This is a genomic window from Rhizobacter sp. OV335 (assembly GCF_900142965.1).
Taxonomy (GTDB): Bacteria; Pseudomonadota; Gammaproteobacteria; order Burkholderiales; family Burkholderiaceae_C; genus Rhizobacter.
The window spans coordinates 43,476-64,491 of record NZ_FRCQ01000007.1 but is presented as its reverse complement, the minus strand read 5'-3'; the positions used below and the strand labels follow the sequence as shown (position 1 = coordinate 64,491).

Sequence of the window (21,016 nt, the reverse complement as noted above, 5' to 3'; positions counted from 1 at the left end):
CAAGATCACTCAGTAACAAGTGCCGGCAAAAAGTTCACTGCGCGCCTCGACAGATAATCCCACCCCATGCGCGTCTTCAGCGGCTTTCATCACCCCGGCATCGCCGATGCCTGCGCCCTCACCATCGGCAACTTCGACGGCGTCCACCGTGGCCACCAGGCCATGCTGGCGCTTCTGCGCAGCGAGGCGCAGCACCGCGGGCTGCCGTCGTGCGTGATGACCTTCGAGCCCCACCCGCGCGACTATTTCGCCCGCGCCGCCGGCAAGCCCGAGCTGGCCCCGGCGCGCATCGCGACGCTGCGCGACAAGCTCTCCGAACTGGAGCGCTGCGGCATCGACCAGGTCGTCGTGCTGCGCTTCGACCACGCGCTCGCGTCGCTGTCGCCCGAGGCCTTCATCGTCGACATGCTGGTGCGCGGGCTGGGCACCCGCTACATCCTGGTCGGCGACGACTTCCGCTTCGGCGCCCGGCGGGGCGGCGACTACGCGATGCTCGATGCCGCCGGCCCGGCCCAGGGCTTCGACGTGGCCCGCATGAAGAGCTACGAGGTGCACGGGCTGCGGGTGTCGAGTTCGGCGGTGCGCCAGGCGCTGGCCGCCGGCGACATGGTGCAGGTCGAATCGCTGCTGGGCCGCAGCTACAGCATCAGCGGCCACGTGGTGCACGGCCGCAAGCTCGGCCGCGAGCTGGGTTTCCGCACGCTGAACCTGCGCTTCGCCCATGCCAAGTCGGCCGCGATGGGCATCTACGCGGTGCGCACCCACGGGCTGGGCGAGCAGCCGCTGGACGGCGTCGCGAGCCTGGGCGTGCGCCCGACGGTCGAAGACGCCGGCCGCGTGCTGCTCGAAGTGCATTGCCTCGATTGGCCTGCGCGCCTCGGGGCCGAGGGGGCCTACGGTAAACTCGTCCGGGTGGAACTGCTGCACAAACTTCGCGATGAAGCCCGTTTCGACGGGCTGGAAGCCCTGACGGCGGCGATCGAGCAGGACGTGCAGGATGCCCGCGTCTGCCTCGCCTCGTACGCCGCGCAACGCCGCCAGACCACGCGCGACCGAATTTAACGCTCGCCGCTCCTCCCCTTCCTTTCGCGAGCCCCGGCGCCCTGGCGCCGGCACCTGTCTTCGAGACGCGCCGCGCGGCGCGCAAAGCCATGACCGACAAGACCACGGACTACCGAAGCACCCTCAACCTGCCCGACACGCCGTTCCCGATGCGCGGCGACCTGCCCAAGCGCGAACCGGGCTGGATCAAGGACTGGAGCGACCAGGGCGTCTACAAGCAGTTGCGCGATGCCCGCGTGAACCGCCCGCGCTTCGTGCTGCACGACGGCCCGCCCTATGCCAACGGCACGCTGCACGTCGGCCACGCGGCCAACAAGATCCTGAAGGACATGATCGTCAAGGCGCGCCAGCTGGCCGGCTACGACGCGCGCTACACGCCGGGCTGGGATTGCCACGGCCTGCCGATCGAGAACCAGATCGAGAAGACCTTCGGCCGCAACCTCGATCGCGCCGACGTGCAGGCCAAGAGCCGCAGCTACGCCGGCGAGCAGATCGCGCAGCAGATGGCCGATTTCAAGCGCGTCGGCGTGCTGGGCGACTGGGATCACCCGTACCGCACGATGGACTTCGGCAACGAGGCCAACGAGATCCGCGTGCTGAAGCGGCTGATCGAGCGCGGCTTCGTCTACCGTGGGCTGAAGCCGGTCTACTGGTGCTTCGACTGCCACTCTTCGCTGGCCGAGTTCGAGATCGAGTACGCCGACAAGCAGTCGCAGACGGTCGACGTCGCCTTCCTGGCGGCCGAGCCCGCGAAGCTGGCCGCCGCCTTCGGCCTGCCTTCGCTCGCGAAGGACGCCTTCGCGGTGATCTGGACCACCACCGCGTGGACCATCCCGGCCAACCAGGCGCTGAACCTGAACCCGGCGCTCGAGTACGCGCTGGTCGACACCGAGCGCGGCATCCTGCTGCTGGCGGTGGCGCTGGTCGACAAGTGCCTGGAGCGCTACGGCCTCACCGGCACCGTGCTCGCGACCACGCTCGGCAAGAACCTCGACGGCATCACCTTCCGCCATCCGCTGGCGCACGTCGACCCCGGCTACGACCGCGTGAGCCCGGTGTACCTGGCCGACTACGCGACCGCCGACGACGGCACCGGCATCGTGCACTCGTCGCCGGCCTACGGCGTGGACGACTTCAACTCCTGCCGCGAGCATGGTCTCGCGATCGACGACATCCTGAACCCGGTGCAGGGCAACGGCGTCTACGAGGCGACGCTGCCGCTGTTCGGCGGCCAGCACATCTGGAAGGCCGCGCCGCTGGTGGCCGATGCGCTGCGCGACGCCGGCCGGCTGCTCGCCACCTCGAAGCTGACGCACAGCTACCCGCACTGCTGGCGCCACAAGACGCCGGTGATCTACCGCGCCGCGGCACAGTGGTTCGTGCGCATGGACGAGGGCGACGGCGTGTTCACGAAGGACAAGGCGCCGAAGACGCTGCGCCAGACCGCGCTCGAGGCCATCGGCCAGACGAACTTCTTCCCGGAGAACGGCCGGGCCCGGCTGCACGACATGATCGCGAACCGGCCCGACTGGTGCATCAGCCGCCAGCGCAACTGGGGCGTGCCGCTGCCGTTCTTCCTGCACAAGGCGACCGGCGAACTGCACCCCGACACGATGGCGCTGATCGACCGCGCGGCCGGGGTGGTGCAGCAAGGCGGCGTCGAGGCGTGGTCGAAGCTGACGGTCGACGAGGTGCTGGGCGCCGAAGCCGGCGACTACATCAAGAGCAACGACATCCTCGACGTGTGGTTCGATTCGGGGTCGACCTTCTACCACGTGCTGAACGAGAAGGTCGGCAGCCAGCCGGGCACCACCGCCGGGCCGGAGGGGGCAGCCGGCCCCGAGGCCGACCTGTACCTCGAAGGCCATGACCAGCACCGCGGCTGGTTCCATTCGTCGCTGCTGATCGCCTGCGCGATGGAAGGCCATGCGCCGTACCGCGGCCTGCTGACGCACGGCTTCACGGTCGACGGCCAGGGCCGCAAGATGAGCAAGAGCCTGGGCAACTTCATCTCGCTGCAGGATTCGGTGCAGGAGATGGGGGCCGAGATCCTGCGCCTGTGGTGCGCGGCGACCGACTACTCGGGCGACCTCGCGATCGACAAGAAGATCCTCGCGCGCGTCGTCGATGCGTACCGCCGCATCCGCAACACGCTGCGCTTCATGCTGGCCAACACCAGCGATTTCGATCCGGCGACCGATCTGGTGCCGCTGGCCGACATGCTCGAGATCGACCGCTATGCGCTGGCACGCGCGGCGCAGTTCCAGGCCGAGGTGCTGAAGCACTACGAGGTCTACGAGTTCCACCCGGTGGTGGCCAAGCTGCAGGTGTTCTGCAGCGAGGACCTGGGCGCGTTCTACCTCGACGTCTTGAAGGACCGGCTCTACACCACCGCGCCGAAATCGCTGGCCCGGCGCAGCGCGCAGACCGCGCTGTGGCATGTGACGCACGCGATGCTGCGCTGGATGGCGCCGTTCCTGAGCTTCACCGCCGAGGAGGCGTGGAAGGTGTTCGCACCGGGCAAGTCGGCATCGATCTTCATCGAGACCTTCAGCGATACCTCGGCCTGGGCGGACGAGGCGCTGCTCGCGAAGTGGAGCCGCCTGCGCGAGATCCGCGACGTGGCCAACAAGGAGATCGAGGCGCTCCGCAGCGCGGGCCAGGTGGGCTCGTCGCTGCAGGCCGAGCTGCTGATCACCGCGGCGGCCGACGATCTCGCGCTGCTCGCGGCGCTCGGCGACGACCTGCGCTTCGTGACGATCACGTCACAGGCGCGGATCGCGGCGGGCGCGGCGCTGGTGGTGGCCGTGACGCCTTCAGCTGCGACCAAGTGCGAGCGCTGCTGGCACTACCGCGACGATGTCGGCAGCGATGCGCAGCATCCGACGATCTGCGGCAGGTGCACAAGTAACCTGTACGGCTCGGGCGAGGCGCGTACAGTCGCCTGAAATTTTGCAAGGAGCCCTCGATGAACCACAACGATCCTCGCGTGAAGTACCCCGATCTGTTCAAGCTGACGGTCGACGAACGGGTGCGGCTGGCCGAGGAGTTGTGGGAAAGCATCGTGGCAGAAACGAAGGACGCCCGCACCCCGGTGTCCGAAGCCATCGCACTCGCGCTCCTGCGCAATCGCTGAAAACATGTCCTTCAAGAAATCCTCCACCTCCCTGCTCCCCTGGCTGGGCATCGCCCTCGTCGTCATCGTGCTGGACCAGCTGACCAAGTCGCTGATCCTCGCCAACTTCGCGTACGGCGACAGCGTCCACGTCACGCCGTTCTTCAACGTGGTCCGGGTGCACAACACCGGCGCGGCGTTCTCGTTCCTGGCCGGTGCCTCGGGCTGGCAGCGCTGGTTCTTCGTCGCGTTGGGCGCGGTGGCCGCCGGGTTCATCGTGTGGATGCTGCGCAGCCACGGCGGACAGAAGATGTTCGCGTGGGCGCTCGCGCTGATCCTCGGCGGCGCGCTCGGCAACGTGATCGACCGGCTGCTGCACGGCTACGTCGTCGACTTCATCCAGGTGCACTGGGCCGACAAGTTCTTCCCGTCGTTCAACCTCGCCGACAGCGCGATCACGCTCGGCGCGATCCTGCTGATCGTCGACGAGCTGCGCCGGGTGCGCAAGGGCAAGTAGCCGCTGCGCACCGTGCCTGGCCCGCGCCGTCAGGCCAGCTTCGCGAGGAAGCCGTGGATCGCGTCCGCGATCTCCGCGGCATGCGTCTCCAGCGCGAAGTGCCCGGTGTCGAAGAACTGCACCTGTGCCGCGTCGATGTCGCGCTTGAACGCCTCGGCGCCCGCCGGCAGGAAGAACGGGTCGTGCCGCCCCCACACTGCCAACAGCGGCGGCTGGTGCTTGCGGAAATACGCCTGGAACTGCGGGTACAGCGCGACGTTGCTCGCGTAGTCCAGGAACAGGTCAAGCTGGATCTCGTGCGCATCCGGCCGCACCAGGTAGTGGTTGTCCAGCCCGTAGCCGTCGGGCGACACCCGGCTCGCATCGGCCACGCCGTGCGTGTACTGCCACAGCGTCGCTTCCGGCGCCAGGAACGCGCGCAACGCGTCGCGATGGGCCGGGGTCGGCTCGCGCCAATAGGCCTGGATCGGGTTCCAGCCCTCGCTCAAGCCCTCCTCATACGCATTGCCGTTCTGCGTGACGATCGCCGTGATGCGCTCCGGGTGCTTCAGCGCCAGCCGCAGGCCGACCGGCGAACCGTAGTCGAACACGTAGATCGCGTAGCGCGTCAACCCGAGCTGCTCGGTGAAACCGTCGACCACCTGCGCCAGGTTGTCGAAGGTGTACGCGAACTGCTCGCGCGGCAGCACGGTCGTCTGGCCGAAGCCGGGCAGGTCCGGCGCGATCACGCGGTAGCGGTCCGCCAACTTCGGGATCAGGTCCCGGAACATGTGGCTCGAACTGGGAAACCCATGCAGCAACAGCAGCACCGGTGCCTGTGCCGGCCCGGCTTCCCGGTACGCCACCTCATGCTCGCCCACGCTCACGCGTCGATAGCTCACGCTCGTCATCTCTTGCTCCTTCAAGTAACCACACAAATGTGTTCGGTCAGGTTAACTACTCAGAAGTAACCTGTCAAATAACATCAATAGAGTTACGAGCGTTGCGTGTGGCGTTCACGGTGGGCGGCCTGCTTGGCCCGGTTGCCGCAGACGGCCATGTTGCACCAGCGGCGCTTGTGACCGCGTGTCCTGTCGAGGAACAACAGCGTGCAGGCGGGCCCCTCGCAGGCCTTGACCTGGCTGAAGTCCGCACTGGTCAGCAGCTCCGCCATCGTCTGGGCGATCGGCAGCAACAGCGCATCCGGCGAGCGCCAGCGCCGCATCGGCGCCCATTGCAGGCCGGTGATGCCGTCGTCGCTCTCCGGACCGGACACCGCGATCACCTGGCCATAGCCTTCGTCGCGCGCGAGCAACCGGTTCAGCGGCTCCAGCCGGGCCACTGCCTGCACGTCGAGGCGCCGCCCCCGGTGCTCGCGCACGAAGCCGCGGAACCATTCGCGCAGCGCCCGGGCCTGCGCGGCGACGGCGTCGAGTTCGCCGGGGCCGGCGTTGGCGAGGGTCTCGTCCAGCACCGATGCCGGCACCAGGCCCGCCTGCCGCAGCCAGGCGATCAGGTCCTCGCCCGACGCCAGGTACTCCACCGGCACGTCCAGCGGCACCGACACCGAGTTGAGGAAGTCCAGGCCGAGCGCATCGGCGATGAACATCGCGGGTGGTCTGGCATCCGTCATCGCATCACCTTGTGGGGTTCGACTCGGCCGAGTCGATAACCGTCAATTCTAATGTTGACAGGTTATATCTATGAAGATAACCTGCAATCCTCATTTTTTTCGGTTATGCATGGAGGACGCAATGACGATGACAGCACGCGAGAACCAGCGCTTTATGGCGCAGAGGATGAAGCCGACGGTCGCTCTGATCCTGGAAGCGGTCGAGCACCGCGCCGCATGAGGAGCACCAGCATGTCGAATTCAGTCGTGATCGTGACCGGCGCCAGTTCCGGCATCGGCAAGGCAACCGCCTTGCGCCTCGCGAAGGACCACGCTTGCGTGGTGTTGTGCGCGCAGCGCCAGGACGCGCTGGAGGAAGTGGCAACGCAGATCCGTGCGATGGGAAAGCAGGCGCTCGTCGTGGCCGCTGACCTGAGCCGACCCGATGCCGCGGACACCGTGGTCGGCGCCGCGCTGCAGGCCCACGGGCGCATCGACGCGCTGGTCAACGTGGCCGGCGCGGTACCGGGCCTGGACCTGTTCGCGATGACCGACGCGCAATGGGACAGCGGCATGGCGCTGAAGTTTCACGGCGCGCGCCGGTTGACGCTGCGCGCGTGGGAGGCGCTGCGCGCGAGCAGCGGCAGCGTGGTGTTCGTGTCGGGCAACGCGGCGGAGGCACCGAAGGCGTCGATGGCGGCGGTGGGCGCGATCAACGCGGCCATCGAAGCGCTGGCGAAAGCCTTCGCCGAACGCGGCATCGCCGACGGCGTTCAGGTGAACAGCGTCTCGCCCGGCGCGGTGATGACGGGCCGGCGCCTCGGCATGATCGAGCGCATGGCCACCGCCAAGGGCATCACGCTGGACGACGCGAAGGCGGCCGTTTTGCAGCAGGCCGGCATCCGCCGCTTCGGCGAGGCCGACGAGATTGCCGAGCTGATCGCGTTCGCGGTGTCGCCCGGCGCGCGCTGGATGACCGGCACGGTGCTGCGCATCGACGGCGGCGAGACGAGGTCGGTGTGATCTCGTCGATCTAGGCCGACACGCCGACGATCACGCTGGAGGCCTTGAACACCGCGATCGCGGTGCTGCCGACCTCCAGCGCCAACGCGGCCGCGCTGTCGTTCGTGATGATGGCCGCCACCGCGCCGCCACCGGCCAGTGCCATCACCACCTCGCAGTTCACCGCCCCCGGCGTGACCCGCGACACCACGCCCTTCAGCTGGTTGCGGGCCGACAGGCGAACGCCGCGCATCTCGGTCATCAGGATGATCGACGAGGCCTTGATCAGCGCGAAGGCCTTCGCGCCGACCACGAGCCCGAGCTCGACCGTGCTCTCGTGCGTGATGCTCGCGACGATGCGCAGCCCGCCGATCGCCTCCAGCTCGATCTCGTCGTTGATCGCTCCGCCGCGCAACCCCACCACGGTGCCGGCGAACTGGTTGCGTGCGCTCGTTCTCATCGCCAGCCCTTCCATCAGTGAATAGTCGCCCGCCAGGCCATCGGCCTGCCGGTTCAGCCGCTCGATGAAGCGCGCATGCTCCTGCTGGATCAGCACGACATTGCGCAGCAGCTGCTCGCCGCGCGGCGTGAGCCGCGTGCGGCCGCCGCCGGGGCCACCGGCGCTGCGTTCCAGCAGCGGCTCGCCGGCCAGGTTGCTCATCTGCTCGACCGCGTCCCACGCGCCCTTGTAGCTGAAGCCGGCGGCCTTCGCGGCCTGCGTGATCGAGCCCAGTCGCGCAATTTCCACCAGCAGCCCGATGCGGCGCGCACCGGCCAGGCTCTGTCCGCCGAGGTTCAGCGTCAGCTCGGCGCCGAGCGTGAGGCTGTCGTCCGGTGCGTCAGTCACCGACGACTCCATCGCGCAGATGCAGCACCTGTTCGCCGAAGCGGCGCAGGTCGTCCGGGTCGTGCGTGATCATCACCAACGGGATGTCGATCTGCGCCAGCAGCCGGTCCAGCTCGTCGCGCGTGCGCTCGCGCAGTCCCGGATCGAGCGCGGAGAACGGCTCGTCCAGCAGCAGCGCGCGCGGCGCCGCGACCAGCGCACGGGCGAGCGCGGTGCGCTGGCGCTGGCCGCCCGAGAGCTGGTGCGGCAGCTGCGACGCGACCGGCGTGAGCTCGAGCGCGGCGAGCCAGCGCTCGACCGCCTCGCCGCCGGCATCGCGAGGCGGATTCAACCAGCCGCGCCGCAGGCCGAAGGCGACGTTCTGCCGCACGTTCAGTTGCGGGAACAGCGCGTAGTCCTGGAACAGGTAACCGAAGCGGCGTTGCCGCGCCGGCACCAAGAGGCGCGCGCTGCCGTCGAACAGCGTCTCGCCGTTGAACGCGATGCGGCCGGCGTCGGGCCGCAGCAGCCCGGCGATCGCCTGCAGCGTCAGCGTCTTGCCGGCGCCCGACGGGCCGTAGATCACCGTGCGGCGCGCCTGTGCCGTGAAGCGCACCTGCAGCTCGAAGCGCCGCTGCGGGCTGCTGACCGTCTTGCGGATGTCGACCTCGAAGCTCATCGCACGGCACTCCCCCGCAAAGGCTGGCCGGACAACAAGCGCCCGGCCAGCAGCAGCACCACGATGCAGGTCAGCGACGTGATCAGCACCAGCACGTTGGCCACGCCGTCCTGCCCGGCCTGCACCGCTTCGTAGACCGCGACCGACAGCGTCTGCGTGCGCCCCGGGATGCTGCCGGCCACCATCAGCGTCGCGCCGAACTCGCCGAGCGAGCGCGCGAACGACAGCAGCACGCCGGCCAGGATGCCGCGCCACGCGAGCGGCAGCGTCACGCGGAAGAACACCGCCGCCTCCGACAGGCCCAGCACGCGCCCGGCGTTCTCCAGCTGCGGATCGACGCCCTCGAAGGCCGCGCGTGCCGCCTTCAGCACCAGCGGCAGCGCGACCACGCTGGCCGCGATCACCGCGCCCTGCCAGGTGAAGATCAGCTGGATGCCGAGGTGCTCGTACAGCCAGGCGCCGAGCCAGCCGCGCTTGCCGATCAGCACCAGCAGGTAGTAGCCGAGCACCGTCGGCGGCAGCACCATCGGCAGCGTGAGGATCGCATCGAGCAGCTCGCGCCCCGGGAAGCGCCCGCGCGCCAGCAGCAGCCCGAGGCCGACGCCCAGCACCAGGTCGATCAGCGTGGCCCAGCCGGCCACCTTCAGCGACAGCGCGAGCGGAATCCACGCGGACTCCGCGGCGTTCACGGCTTCTGGAAGCCGTAGCGTGCCAGCACCGCCTGGCCGGCCGGCGACAGCAGGTAGTCGACGAAGGCGCGGGCGGCCGCCGGGTTCGGGCCACCGGCGATCAGCGCCACCGGGTAGCGGATGGGGGTCTCGGTGGGCACGGTGAGCGCCACCTTGACCTTGTCCTTCAGCACCGCGGCGTCGGTGCCGTAGACGAAGCCGGCCTCGGCCTCGCCGCGCGCCACGTAGTCGAGCGCCTGGCGCACGTTCTGCGCGTAGACGGCCTTGGGTTCGACGTCGGCCCACAGCTTCGCGGCCTCGAGCGCGCCCTTCGCGTAGCGGCCGGCCGGCACGCCGCTCGGCTGGCCGAGCGCGATGCGCTTGACGGCCGGCTGCTTCAGGCCGGCCAGCGCGGCCAGCGCCAGCGTGCTGTCGGACGGCGTGACCAGCACCAGCGAGTTGCTGACGAAGTCGCGGCGCGAGCCGGCGGCCACCAGTTGCTGCGCCTGCGCGCGGTCCATCGTCTCCTGGTCGGCCGAGGCGAACACGTCGACCGGTGCGCCCTTCGCGATCTGCGCCAGCAAGGCGTCGGAGGCAGCGAAGTTCAGCAGCAGCTTGGTGCCCGGGTTCTGCGCCTCGAAGGCGGGGGCCAGTTCCTTGAAGGCGTTGGTCAGGCTGGCGGCGGCCGAAACGGTCAGGTCGGCGGCGTCGGCGGTGGCGGCGAAGACCGAGAAGGCCGCGATCAGCAGGCGGGCAGCGAGGCGCATGGTGGGGGCGTTACAGCGTGGAAGACCCCGAAATGTAGCGCACTGCATATCGCGTCGCCCGGATGCCAATCCGGGCTACGGGATCAGCACCGAACCGCCGACCGTCTTGCGCGATTCCAGGTCGGCATGCGCCTGCGCCGCGTCCTTCAGCGCGTAGCGGTGCTCCACCGGGATCTTCACCTGCCCGCTGGTCACCATCGCGAACAGCTCGTCGGCCATCGCCTGGGTCGACTCGCGGGTCGCGATGTGCGTGAACACCGTGGGCCGCGTCAGGAACAGCGAGCCCTTCGCGCCCAGCACGCCCAGGTCGAACGGTGGCACCTTGCCCGACGCGCTGCCGTAGCTGGCCATCAGGCCGAAGGGCTGCAGGCAGTCGAGCGACTTGTCCCAGGTGTCGCGGCCGACGCCGTCGTAGACCACCTTCACGCCCTTGCCGCCGGTGATCTCGCGCACCCGGGCCGCGAAATCCTCCCGCGCGTAGTTGATCGTGAAGGCCGCGCCGTGCGCCTGCGCGGCGGCGCATTTCTCGTCGGTGCTCGCGGTGCCGATCAGCTGCAGCCCGAGCGAGCGCGCCCATTGGCAGGCGATCAGCCCGACGCCGCCGGCCGCGGCATGGAACAGCACGAAGTCGCCCGCCGCGAGGCCGCCCTGCGGCAGCGTGCGGCGCAGCAGGTACTGCGTCGTGAAGCCCTTCAGCATCATCGCCGCGCCTTCGTCGAAGCCGATCGCGTCGGGCAGCTTCACGACGCACTTCGCCGGCATCACCCGCAGCGTCGCGTAGGCACCGGGCGGCTGGCTGACGTAGGCCGCGCGGTCGCCGACGCGCAGGTGCGAGACGCCCTCGCCCACCGCCTCGACGATCCCCGCGCCTTCGACGCCGATGCCGAACGGCGCCGGCAGCGCGTACGCGCCGCTGCGGTGGTAGACGTCGATGTAGTTGATGCCGACCGCATGGTGGCGGATGCGGATCTCGCCCGGGCCGGGTTCGCCGACCACGACCTCCGACAGCGTCAGGGTCTCGGGTCCGCCGGCTCGATCGAGGCGGACGGCGTGTGCAGTAAGTGGCATGGCTTGCTCCAGTGGATGCGGTATCGTGCCAGCACTCCCGCGACCCCTGCCCACGCCCGGTCTTGAAACGCCTCACCACTGCACCCAACCTCGCCCTCGCCCAGCTGTGGGCCGACATGCTCACGCAGACGGGCATCCCCACGACCGTGCAGCGCGCGTTCGCCAGCAGCCTCTCCGGCGGCGTGCCGCCCAGCGAGACGCTGCCCGAGCTGTGGGTCGACGACGAGGCCGACCATGCACTCGCCGTCGTGCGGCTGGACGAGCTGCAGCATCCGCGCCGCCAGCTGTGGGCCTGCCCGCAATGCCATGAAGTGATCGACGGCCCGTTCGAGCAGTGCTGGAACTGCGGCGCCGCGATGCCTTCCGCATGACGGCGCTGAATCCCCGCATCATCCTGATGCTGACCTTGCCGCCGGTGCTGTGGGCCGGCAACGCGGTGGTCGGCCGGCTGATGGTCGGCAGCGTGCCGCCGCTCGCGCTGAATGCGCTGCGCTGGTCGCTCGCCTTCGTGCTGCTGCTGCCGCTCGGCTGGCGCCTGCTGAAGCAGCCGCGCGACCTGCTCGAACGCTGGCGCTACCTGGCACCGCTGAGCCTGGTGGGCGTCGGCAGCTACAACGCGCTGCAGTACATGGCGGTGAGCACCTCCACGCCGATCAACGTGACGCTGATCGCCGCCAGTTCGCCGCTCTTCATGCTGGCCGTCGGCGCGCTGGCGTATGGCGAGCAGCCGACGCGGCGCCAGGCCGCCGGCGCCGCGCTGTCGCTGCTGGGCGTCGCGCTGGTGCTGTCGCACGGCCACCCGTCGACGCTGCTGCAGCTGCACCTGGTGCCCGGCGACCTGCTGATGCTGCTGGCGACCGCGCTGTGGGCGATCTACAGCTGGATGCTCGCGCGCCCGCCGGCCTCGATGCGCTACCCCGAGCGGCCGGCCTGGAGCGGTGCCGAGTTCCTGCTCGCGCAGGTCGGCTTCGGCGCGCTGTGGGCCAGCGCCGGCGCGGGCGCCGAGCAGGCGCTCACCGGGCAGCCGGTGCTGTGGTCGGGGTCGGTGTACGCGGCGCTGGCCTACGTGGCGATCGGCCCGTCGATCGTCGCCTACTTCTGCTGGGGCGCCGGCGTCACCGCGGTGGGGCCGGCGATCGCCGCCTTCTTCGCCAATCTGACACCGGTGTTCGCCGCGCTGATGTCGGCCGCCATGCTCGGCGAAGGGCCGCAGTGGTACCACATCGCGGCGTTCGGGCTGATTGCCGCAGGGATCGTCGTAACATCCCGCGCAGCGCCCCGCAGGACACCATGACACCTTCCGGTTCCGACGCAGCTCCCCCCGCCCGCAAGCGTTCCTGGCAACTGCTGTACGGTGCCGCTGCGCTGCTGATCCTGCTGGTGATCGGGCTCGACCAGTTCCTCGGCGTCAAGGTCAACGACCGCTTCGGCGATTCGCTGGCCGCCGACCGCGGCTGGGCCACGCGCTTCGAAGCGCTGGGCGAGCTGCGCCGCCTGGCCGGCGAGGTCGACGCGCCGGCCAACGACATCTTCGCGTCGGGCCAGGTCGACAACGAGCGCCTGCGGCTGCATGCCGCGCATGAGCGCTTCAAGCAGTCGCTCGCGACCGCGATGCAACGCTTCGAGAGCCACCCGGCCGAAGGCGAACGCGAGCTGATGGTGCAGGGGCTGCAATCGGCCGGCAGCACGGTGCAGCGCATGGTCGAGCAGGCCGAGACCACGCTGCAGCGCTTCGGCGAGCAGCGGCTCGATGCGGCGACGCGCTCGATGGTCGAGGTCGACCGCAGCTATGCGCACCTGCAGGAAGACCTGCGCGGCGTCGGGCGCATCTCGCGCACCATCCAGAAGGCGCAGTTCGATGCGCTGAGCCGGTCGGTGAGCCGCTACCGCTGGCTCGAGTTCGCGAGTGCCATCGGCGTCACCGCGATCACGCTCGGCATGCTGGTCTACGGCTTCCTGATCCGCCGCCGCATGGAAATGGCGTCGGCCGACAAGGCCCGGCACCTGACCGAGCTGCAGGCCGCGAAGGACGCGGCCGAGGCGGCGAGCCAGGCCAAGTCGCAGTTCCTCGCCAACATGAGCCACGAGATCCGCACCCCGATGAACGGCGTGCTGGGCATGACCGAGCTGCTGATGGGCACGACGCTGAACGACCAGCAGCGCCGCTTCGCCGACAGCGCGCACCGCTCGGGCCAGGCGCTGCTGGGCGTGATCAACGACATCCTCGATTTCTCGAAGATCGAGGCCGGCAAGTTCGAGGTCGAATCGCTGCCCTTCAACCCCTGCGAGGTGGCCTACGACGTCGCCGAGCTGCTGGCGGTGCAGGCGCATGCCAAGGGGCTCGAGGTGATCTGCCAGATGGGCCCCGACCTGCCGCTGCGTGCCTACGGCGATGCGGCGCGGCTGCGCCAGGTGCTGATGAACCTGATGGGCAATGCCGTCAAGTTCACCGAACGCGGGCATGTGATGATCTCGGTGGTGAAGCTGCCGGCCAGCAGCGCGGCGCACAACCATGCGGCGCTGCTGGAGTTCGCGGTGTCGGATTCGGGCCCGGGCATCTCGACGGCCGACCAGGCGCGGGTGTTCGACGCCTTCACGCAGGCCGACAGCTCGCGCACCCGGCGCCATGGTGGCACCGGCCTCGGGCTGACGATCTCGAGCCAGCTGGTGGCGATGATGGGCGGCAAGCTGCAGCTGCACAGCACGCGCGGCGAGGGATCGCGCTTCTGGTTCTCGCTGCCGATGCGGCTGGTGCCCGACAACGCGACGATGCTGACCGATCGCGAGGCGGCGGCGCTGCAGGGGCTGCAGGTGCTGGTGGTCGACGACAACACGACCAACCTCGACATCCTGCGCCACCAGCTGACGGCCTGGGGGCTGCGGGTGGACACCGCCGACAGCGGCGAGCACGCGCTCGAGCTGATGAGCAAGCGGCCGGTGGTGCACGACCTTGCGATCCTCGACGTGCACATGCCCGACATGGACGGCCTGTCGCTGACGCAGCGCATCCGCGCGAACCGCCGGCTCGACGGGCTGAAGCTCGTGATGCTGAGCTCGCAGGGGCTGGACATGCCGGCGATCAGCCTGACGCGGCTGGGCATCGAGCGCTGGCTGTCGAAGCCGGTGCGCAAGCAGGAGCTGCGACGCGCGCTGATCGACCTGCTGGCGCACGAGGCGCAGCCGGTGCCCGATGCCGTGCTGCCCGCCCCCGAGTTGCCGGTGCACGTCCCGGCAGGCCCGGTGCGGAGCGCGCGCGTGCTGCTCGCTGAGGACCACCTGGTGAACCAGGAGGTGGCGGCCCAGATGCTGCGGCTGGCCGGCTACGACGTGCAGGTGGTGTCCGACGGCCAGGCCGCGATCGACGCGGCCCGCAGCCATGCCTTCGATGTGGTGCTGATGGACTGCCTGATGCCGGTGGTCGACGGCTTCGAGGCGACCGCGCGGCTGCGCGAGATCGAGCGGGCCGAAGGCGTCAGCGGCAGCGCCCGGCTGCCGATCGTCGCCCTCACCGCGAACGCGATGAAGGGCGACGTGGAAGCCTGCCTCGCCGCCGGCATGGACGACTACGTCGCCAAGCCGTTCACGCAGGAACAGCTGGTGGCGGCGATCGAGCGGCGGTTGAAGGCGCGGGCGGTGCAGCGGGCGGAGTGAGCGAGGCGGTCCGCGGACCGATGCGTTTCATCTCGCCGTTCAATGCTGCAAGGCAAGGTCAAGAGCATCGACGATACGAGAATTGCCCCTTCGTGATGCCAAGGTCATTGGTGTCATGCCCTGCGCGTCGGCAATACCTGCATCTGCACCGACTGCCAGCAACCTCATCACCAGATCCTCGTACCCGCCGGCAACTGCTTCCCACAATGCCGTGCGTCCGTAGTGCCCCGTCGCGTTGACGTCGATCGCCGGTTGCTCGAGCAGGAGATCCACCAGGTCGGCGGTTCCCTCTCGCGCCGCAACGGTGAGCGCGGTGTCTCCGGCACCCGATCGCCTGGCGTTGACGTCGCTCGCGGGCAATTCCAGCAGCCACAGCATCGCCGCCCGCTTCTTCGCGGCCACGGCTGTGATCAGCGCGGGAACCCCATCGACGGGAGAGGGTTGCGCCCCGGTCCGGACCAGCAGGCGGCACATGTCGATGTCGTCCGCGGCCACCGCGCACGACAAGGCACCCATACCGAACGCATCGAGCTCGTTCACGGTCGCCCGATCGGCCAGCAACTCGACCACCTTGAGATGCCCGGCCGAAGCGGCATGCATCAACGCCGTTTTTTTTGGCTGTCACGCGCCAGGACATTCGCTTTCCTCGAGATCAGCAGATTCGCCACACCGATCTGGCCGGCTGCCGCTGCGACCATCAACGGCGTCTCACCATGGGCTGCCGCATGGTCTGGCGAAGCGCCCGCGTCGATCAGTGCCTGAACGATCTCCAGATCGTCCTGCTCGGACGCGAACGCCAGGGCGGGATAACCCGCCTTGTCCCTGATGTCCGTTTGCGCTCGCTGAGCGAGCAGTTCTTTCACGATCGGGAGATGCCCTTCCAGCACGGCCTGCATGAGCGGCGTTCGCCCCCGGGCAGCCTTCTGGTCCACGCAGCAACCGATGGCCAGCAATTGCCGGACAGCGACCAGATCACCATGGCTCGCAGCCCGGCCGAGCAGCGTCATCTTGTCAGACTGGCGTACGTCCAATGACGCGCCCGATTGCAACAGTTGCTTCACTTCCTCCATCTCGGGATTCAGCACGGTCAACAGCAGACGCAACGTCGCGGGATCTTCGCAAGCCATCGCCAGCCTCAGAAGAATCCCCCGCTCCTTCGGAGCCAAGCTCTCGAAGAACGCCAGAGCCTGTGAGACAACGCGACGTTGACGGGCTTTGTTCCGACTCTCCAACACATGTTCCAGGAGCGACGTCCCCGATTCGTCGCGATCTTTGAACATGGTGATCGACCAAGGTGCCGCAGCGCCGTAGCCAGACAACATGTCGTCCAGGGCAGCCAGGTCGAGCTCGACGCCCGTGCGATCGTCCATGCCTTCTGCGCCGCATCGCTCCTTCGACGCCAGAAGGTGTTGCTGCGCCTGCACGATGAATGCCCGTTCCATTTCCACAGGCCAGCCGATTGGCGATGCCGCAATCAACCGGCGCAAATGCGCCATGATGGCGATGAACACTGGATACCGCAGTCCTTTGCGTCGAAGATACTCCACTCGGCCGTTGCTGCTGGTGCGATTCGCTGTGACGAACTCATCCAGGGTCTGCGGCTTTCCATTGCCCCGCCGACGCATCACGGTTCCTTGGGGTTGACGGTGCGATTCGCGAAAGGCGGAGACGTCTGTGTAAAAGAGGAGCGCGTCAGGCAATTGGATGCTGAAGACTTCGCCATCACACTCGCGGCGAAGCTTTCGTCCCAGGAGATCATCGACGGGAATCACCGGCAATCCGCGATCGTCCATCGCCACCAACCTGCGCCCGGCCTCCAGGCACTGCGCCCGACAGCCACGTGTCGCCGCCATACCGAGTTTCTCGACGACCAGCATGACCACGTTCCATTGATGGGAGGCGCTGGAGATGGCTTGAAGTTCCGTCTCAAGCATGCCAATGGAGTCGATGCACACCATCAGTTCGCGGTCCCCTTCCTTGATGTAGATCACGGGAGTGGAATGCGTGCCAGCAGCGCCGCATTCGAAGGCGACTCGTCGACACGCTTGCGCGTCATTTCGGAGTTCGATCAGAAAGCCACCCAGGGAACTCATGAACTGGCACAGCGACAGTGGCTTTCCTTCGATTTCCGGGACCCTCAGGTCCGCGCCATCCTTCACTTCGTAGAAGCGGCGGATCAAGTCTCGTCCCCTGCGGGTCGTCAATGCGCGGTCGTAACCCAGGTCGTCCTTTTCGAAGGAAAAGAGATCGTCATGCGATTCGACAGCGTCGAATGGCGCATTCGCCTCGCGCAGGTTCATGGATGCCAGCCACCCCGGCACATGCGCCATCCACATCGGATATGCCTTCAACTCCGCCGGGAAGAGCAGCTTGCAAGCCTCGCCGGGTCGCGGCGGCGTTGCGAAGCGCAGGGCCATCAGCGCTTGAACCAACTCGTCAGGAATCTGCAGGCAGTCCGGAGCACACTCGCGAAAATCGAGTTCTCGACTCGCCGGATTGCCGATGAACTGCTCCAGCACATCGGCAACCGCAGGTTCATGATCCGGCCCGGACCGATAGGCCTCCAATGCTTTGCGCGCACTGTGCTCCAACTCGGAAGGGTCCGTAAGGCCAGGCTGGTGGCACTTCAACAAAACGGATCGCGGCGTGAGAACTCGAGACAACATAAGACTTCCTGTGGCGACTGGCGTACTGCCCAGACCCTCGCTGAGTGAGCTTCGGGATCAGCGGGGTTCCGCCGGTTGCGCACACATTCGTCCGACCCAAGTGCCGAATCTCGCAAGCCGGGTCAGAGGCGCCTCAGATCTGGTGCCGCACCGGCGCCACGCTCCACGACACCGTCGGTTGGTCGATCATCGCGTGCACGCGCGAGTGGCCCATCTCGTTCATCAGCCGCGCCATCGCGACGCGGCCGTGCGCGGCCGAATCCCAGATCAGCATGTCGACGACCGTGCCGTCATTCCATTGCGCGAGCCGTCGCGAACGGAATCCCGCCTGGCGCTTGAGCCAGTCGTCGATCTCGACGTTGGCATCGATGAAGTCGTCGCAGGTGCAGTTCGCGAGCTTGAAGGTGGTGATTTCGATCGCTTCGGTCATGGGAATCCTCCGGTGAGACGGCTCGCATCATCCTGCAGCCTCGCCCCGGCCCGTTAGCAGAATCCTGCAGAACTCATGCACGATCCTGCAAATCGCGCGCTCGCGACACAACACTGCTGCGCGCCTCGGGCAAGATCGCCGGCATGGCTTCTCCCCCCGATCGCTATGCCGAGATCGCCGCGCTGATCGCCCGCCACGCGCCCGGCGACGGACAGGCGAGCACCGCCGTCGGCAACCTGTTCTTCGGCCGCTGCTCCACGCCGTCGCAGCCGCATTACGCCGCGCAGTGGCCGTGCTTCGCGCTGCTCGCGCAGGGCGAGAAGATCCTGACGCTCGGCAGCGACGAGTATCGCTACGGCGTCGGCGACTACTTGGTCACCTCGGTCGACCTGCCGATCGTCTCGCGCGTCACCGTCGCGAGCGAAGCGTCCCCCAGCCTCGGCCTCGGCATGGCGATCGACGGCGTGCGGCTCACCGAGCTGCTGCGCCGCGTGCGCGCGCCGCAGGCCGCGGCCGCCGGCGACGGCCTGCGCGGCGTCACGGTGAACCGCGCGCCGCCGGAGCTGCTCGATGCCGTGATCCGGCTGCTGCGCCTGCTCGACAGCCCGCACGACATCGCGGCGCTCGCGCCCTTGGTCGAGGAAGAGATCCTGTACCGCCTGCTGACCGGCCCCGACGGCGGGCGGCTGCTCGCGATCGCGTCGGCCGACAGCCGCAGCCACCGCGTCGGCAAGGCGGTCGACTGGCTGCGCCGGCACTTCGCCGAGCCGTTGCGCATCGAGGACCTGGCGTCGCACGTCGGCATGAGCGAGTCGTCGCTGCACCACAACTTCAAGGCGGTGACGGCACTGACGCCGATGCAGTACCAGAAGCAGCTGCGCCTGCACGAGGCGCGCCGGCTGATGGTGGTCGAGCGGCTGGGCGTCGCGACCGCCGGCCACCGCGTCGGCTACCAGAGCCCGTCGCAGTTCAGCCGCGAATACGCGCGGCTGTACGGGCAGCCGCCGGTGCGCGACGTGTCGGCCGGCGTCGCGCCCGAGGCCCAGGGCCTCTGATCCCGCTCCGGCTCAGGGCTTGTAGGGCAGCGACAGGTAGTGCCTGCCCAGCTCGGTGAGCTGGCCGTCGGCGCCGAGCAGGCTCGAGAAGTGCGTGTCGTTGCTCCAGCGGCCGGTGAACCAGGCGTAGCGCACGACATCGGCGCGGTTCTCGAGCACGCCGACCATCTCGGTCATCTGCGCCGTCTGCTTGGCCACCGTGTCGATCTGCGCCGAGCCGTCGCCGTTGTGCCAGTTCGCGAACTCGGTGACCCAGAACGGCTTGCCGTACTTCGTCAGGCGATCGAGCTGCGCGGCCAGGCCGTAGTCGTACCAGTGGAAGGCCAGCATGTCGATGCGCGGCGCGCGCTGGCCGTTGGCATTGCGGTAGGCGGCGTAGAAGGCATCCATCCAGACGACGGGGTCCTCGAAGCCGGCCAGGTTGCCCCAGGTGATCTGCGGGCCGACGATCTTGACGCCGGTCTTGGCCGCCAGCGCCTCGACACGCGGCCAGGCCGCCGCGGTGTCGGCCGGCGACATCGTCGCCTGGCCCCACAGGTTCGGCTCGTTCAGCACCAGCAGGACCTTGTACTGCGGGTTGGCCTTCAGCAGCGCCTCGATCTCGGCATCGTTGAAGCTGAAGTTCCACAGCATCGGCACGAAGTCGGTGCCGGCCGGCGGCGTCAGCTTCGGCCGGGGCGACCAGTTGTACCACCAGGACACGCCGGGCGAGAGCGCGTTCAGGTCGCCGGTGGTCGCCACATCGTAGGCGATGCCGCGCTTCGCGCTCTTGCCGACCGGGTTGGACGGCGTCGTGCCGCCATCGGCCACGAGGCGCCATTGCTGGTTGTCGCTGCGAGTGCAATCCCACTGGTGCACCACGCCGCCGACCGCGGTGCTGAAATCGCGCACGTCGAGGCACTTGTTGCTGTGGCGCGCTTTCAGCTCGAACGCGTCGCCGACGGCGGTGGCGGTGTAGCGCTGGTTCGCGCCGGCGGTGTCGGTGAGCTGCTGCACCGCCGCGCCGTTGGCGGTGGACGAGGCGGCGACGCTGATCGACTTGCCGCTGCGCACGTTGGTCAGGCGCCAGGCGCCACTGCCGGCCGATGCGAGGTCGAAGCGCTGCGCGTCATCGCCGGCACACGCGGCCTGCAGCGGACGGGCACCATCGGCGGTGCTCGCGCCCTCGATGCCGACGCACAGCTGCGAATGCACCGAGCGCACCGAGTAGCGGCCCACTGCGGGCCCGGCCTTGCCGCCGCTGGCCACCGGGTGGACGGTGAACGACTGCGCGGGTTCGTCCTTGCAAGTGAGCTGCTGCAGGCCGGTGCTGCTCGACGGCGCGACGCATTTGCCGCTGCCCGAGTTCACCAGCGCGAAGCGGTTGCCGCCGAGGCGCTTGAAGGCGAAGCGTTGCGCGTTGGTGCCGTTGTCGGTCCATTGCTGCACGGTGGCGCTGTCAGCGCCCGAAGCGCCCGCGACATCCATCGCGCGGCCGCTGCTCGCCAACAGTTTGTAGCGTCCTGATGCATCCAGGCTCACATTGAAGGACTGGGCCGTGCCGCTGTTGCAATCCGCGAAGCGGAAGCGGGCGCCGTCGGCGTTGTCGGGCGCGGCTTCGAGGCACTGGTTGCTGCCGGTGTTGGCGAGCACGTAGCGCTCGGCCTGCAGCGGCAGCGTGGTGTCGGTCGATGGGGTGAAGGCCGCAGCCGACTCCGAGGGCGCACCGGCCGTCGATGCGTCGGTCGTGCTGCTCTCGCTGCCACCACACGCCGCGAGCGTGCCGATCAGGCTGATTGCCGCGGCCACGCCGACGGCCTTCCACGTCCTGTGAATCCTGCGCATCGTCCGTCCCCTGTTGTTGGCAGGTCAGTGCCTGCGGGGGCAGTGTTATGGAACTGGTTCCAGGTGGCAACGGCGGGGATGTGAGCAGGTGTGTA

General features: G+C 68.6%; 20 protein-coding genes. 9 read left to right on the top strand and 11 right to left on the bottom strand.

The annotated features are described in order from the left end of the window. Positions 1 to 66: 66 nt before the first annotated feature. The 4 genes from BUE42_RS09630 to lspA all read left to right on the top strand — a co-directional run bounded on the left by BUE42_RS09630 (position 67) and on the right by lspA (position 4,694). Positions 67 to 1,062 (top strand): bifunctional riboflavin kinase/FAD synthetase, encoded by a 996-nt coding sequence (locus tag BUE42_RS09630; protein WP_073464699.1) that lies wholly within the window; start codon positions 67 to 69, stop codon positions 1,060 to 1,062. A gap of 89 nt (positions 1,063 to 1,151) precedes the next feature. Then, positions 1,152 to 4,010, top strand: coding sequence for an isoleucine--tRNA ligase (gene ileS, locus BUE42_RS09625; protein ID WP_073464696.1), 2,859 nt, complete (start codon positions 1,152 to 1,154; stop codon positions 4,008 to 4,010). A 20-nt stretch (positions 4,011 to 4,030) separates the two neighbouring features. Then, positions 4,031 to 4,198, top strand: coding sequence for an addiction module protein (locus BUE42_RS32060; protein WP_143171407.1), 168 nt, complete (start codon positions 4,031 to 4,033; stop codon positions 4,196 to 4,198). Positions 4,199 to 4,202: 4 nt separating this feature from the next. Beyond that, positions 4,203 to 4,694: a signal peptidase II gene (gene lspA / locus BUE42_RS09615; RefSeq protein ID WP_073464694.1), complete on the top strand. Its 492-nt coding sequence runs from the start codon at positions 4,203 to 4,205 to the stop codon at positions 4,692 to 4,694. Between the two features lie 29 nt (positions 4,695 to 4,723). On the opposite strand, the gene BUE42_RS09610 is transcribed toward lspA, so the two are convergent. Further along, positions 4,724 to 5,584 carry an alpha/beta fold hydrolase gene (locus tag BUE42_RS09610; protein WP_073464692.1) on the bottom strand — a complete coding sequence of 287 codons (861 nt, stop codon included), beginning with the start codon at positions 5,582 to 5,584 and terminating at the stop codon, positions 4,724 to 4,726. Between the two features lie 83 nt (positions 5,585 to 5,667). Continuing rightward, the gene (locus tag BUE42_RS09605; RefSeq protein ID WP_073464690.1) at positions 5,668 to 6,306 is read right to left on the bottom strand and encodes a CGNR zinc finger domain-containing protein; all 639 of its coding nucleotides are present in this window, start codon (positions 6,304 to 6,306) and stop codon (positions 5,668 to 5,670) included. A 231-nt stretch (positions 6,307 to 6,537) separates the two neighbouring features. Between BUE42_RS09605 and BUE42_RS09600 the strand changes: the two genes are divergently transcribed. Next, positions 6,538 to 7,308, top strand: coding sequence for an SDR family NAD(P)-dependent oxidoreductase (locus tag BUE42_RS09600; protein WP_073464983.1), 771 nt, complete (start codon positions 6,538 to 6,540; stop codon positions 7,306 to 7,308). A gap of 10 nt (positions 7,309 to 7,318) precedes the next feature. Here BUE42_RS09600 and BUE42_RS09595 read toward each other — a convergent pair whose 3' ends face one another. From BUE42_RS09595 to BUE42_RS09575, 5 genes are read right to left on the bottom strand one after another with little or no spacing between them, the layout of a single operon-like run. After that, entirely contained in the window at positions 7,319 to 8,146 is an 828-nt protein-coding gene (locus BUE42_RS09595; RefSeq protein WP_073464981.1) for a TOBE domain-containing protein, read from the bottom strand. Beyond that, on the bottom strand, positions 8,127 to 8,792 hold the full coding sequence (locus tag BUE42_RS09590) for an ABC transporter ATP-binding protein (protein WP_073464687.1): 666 nt from the start codon (positions 8,790 to 8,792) through the stop codon (positions 8,127 to 8,129). The genes BUE42_RS09595 and BUE42_RS09590 overlap by 20 nt, the downstream gene beginning before the upstream one ends. Further along, positions 8,789 to 9,481, bottom strand: coding sequence for a molybdate ABC transporter permease subunit (gene modB, locus BUE42_RS09585; RefSeq protein ID WP_073464685.1), 693 nt, complete (start codon positions 9,479 to 9,481; stop codon positions 8,789 to 8,791). Before modB ends, BUE42_RS09590 begins: the two co-directional genes overlap by 4 nt. Beyond that, a complete protein-coding gene (modA, locus tag BUE42_RS09580; RefSeq protein ID WP_073464683.1) occupies positions 9,478 to 10,275 on the bottom strand; it encodes a molybdate ABC transporter substrate-binding protein in 798 nt (265 codons plus the stop codon). Before modA ends, modB begins: the two co-directional genes overlap by 4 nt. Before the next feature lie 27 nt (positions 10,276 to 10,302). Next, positions 10,303 to 11,295, bottom strand: coding sequence for a quinone oxidoreductase family protein (locus tag BUE42_RS09575; RefSeq protein WP_073464681.1), 993 nt, complete (start codon positions 11,293 to 11,295; stop codon positions 10,303 to 10,305). A gap of 62 nt (positions 11,296 to 11,357) precedes the next feature. Here BUE42_RS09575 and BUE42_RS09570 point away from each other — a divergent pair, with 62 nt between their 5' ends. Genes BUE42_RS09570 through BUE42_RS09560 form a run of 3 tightly spaced genes read left to right on the top strand, consistent with a single transcriptional unit; the run spans position 11,358 to position 14,946 of the window. Further along, complete coding sequence (locus BUE42_RS09570) at positions 11,358 to 11,666, top strand: putative signal transducing protein (RefSeq protein ID WP_073464679.1); 309 nt, start codon at positions 11,358 to 11,360, stop codon at positions 11,664 to 11,666. Continuing rightward, positions 11,663 to 12,589 (top strand): DMT family transporter, encoded by a 927-nt coding sequence (locus BUE42_RS09565; RefSeq protein WP_073464979.1) that lies wholly within the window; start codon positions 11,663 to 11,665, stop codon positions 12,587 to 12,589. Before BUE42_RS09570 ends, BUE42_RS09565 begins: the two co-directional genes overlap by 4 nt. Next, complete coding sequence (locus BUE42_RS09560; RefSeq protein ID WP_073464676.1) at positions 12,586 to 14,946, top strand: response regulator; 2,361 nt, start codon at positions 12,586 to 12,588, stop codon at positions 14,944 to 14,946. The genes BUE42_RS09565 and BUE42_RS09560 overlap by 4 nt, the downstream gene beginning before the upstream one ends. A 39-nt stretch (positions 14,947 to 14,985) precedes the next feature. Here the strand turns inward: BUE42_RS09560 and BUE42_RS09555 are convergent, their stop codons facing one another. From BUE42_RS09555 to BUE42_RS09545, 3 genes are all read right to left on the bottom strand, one after another. After that, positions 14,986 to 15,546, bottom strand: a complete 561-nt coding sequence (locus BUE42_RS09555) for an ankyrin repeat domain-containing protein (protein ID WP_073464674.1) — start codon at positions 15,544 to 15,546, stop codon at positions 14,986 to 14,988. Then, positions 15,546 to 17,537 carry an ankyrin repeat domain-containing protein gene (locus BUE42_RS09550; RefSeq protein ID WP_159445390.1) on the bottom strand — a complete coding sequence of 664 codons (1,992 nt, stop codon included), beginning with the start codon at positions 17,535 to 17,537 and terminating at the stop codon, positions 15,546 to 15,548. Before BUE42_RS09550 ends, BUE42_RS09555 begins: the two co-directional genes overlap by 1 nt. 208 nt (positions 17,538 to 17,745) lie before the next feature. Continuing rightward, the gene (locus BUE42_RS09545) at positions 17,746 to 18,042 is read right to left on the bottom strand and encodes a hypothetical protein (protein WP_047504410.1); all 297 of its coding nucleotides are present in this window, start codon (positions 18,040 to 18,042) and stop codon (positions 17,746 to 17,748) included. Positions 18,043 to 18,185: 143 nt separating this feature from the next. Between BUE42_RS09545 and BUE42_RS09540 the strand changes: the two genes are divergently transcribed. After that, positions 18,186 to 19,097 carry an AraC family transcriptional regulator gene (locus tag BUE42_RS09540; RefSeq protein WP_073464669.1) on the top strand — a complete coding sequence of 304 codons (912 nt, stop codon included), beginning with the start codon at positions 18,186 to 18,188 and terminating at the stop codon, positions 19,095 to 19,097. Positions 19,098 to 19,109: 12 nt separating this feature from the next. On the opposite strand, the gene BUE42_RS33700 is transcribed toward BUE42_RS09540, so the two are convergent. Then, on the bottom strand, positions 19,110 to 20,921 hold the full coding sequence (locus BUE42_RS33700) for a glycosyl hydrolase (RefSeq protein ID WP_083614016.1): 1,812 nt from the start codon (positions 20,919 to 20,921) through the stop codon (positions 19,110 to 19,112). Between the last annotated feature and the right edge of the window lie 95 nt (positions 20,922 to 21,016).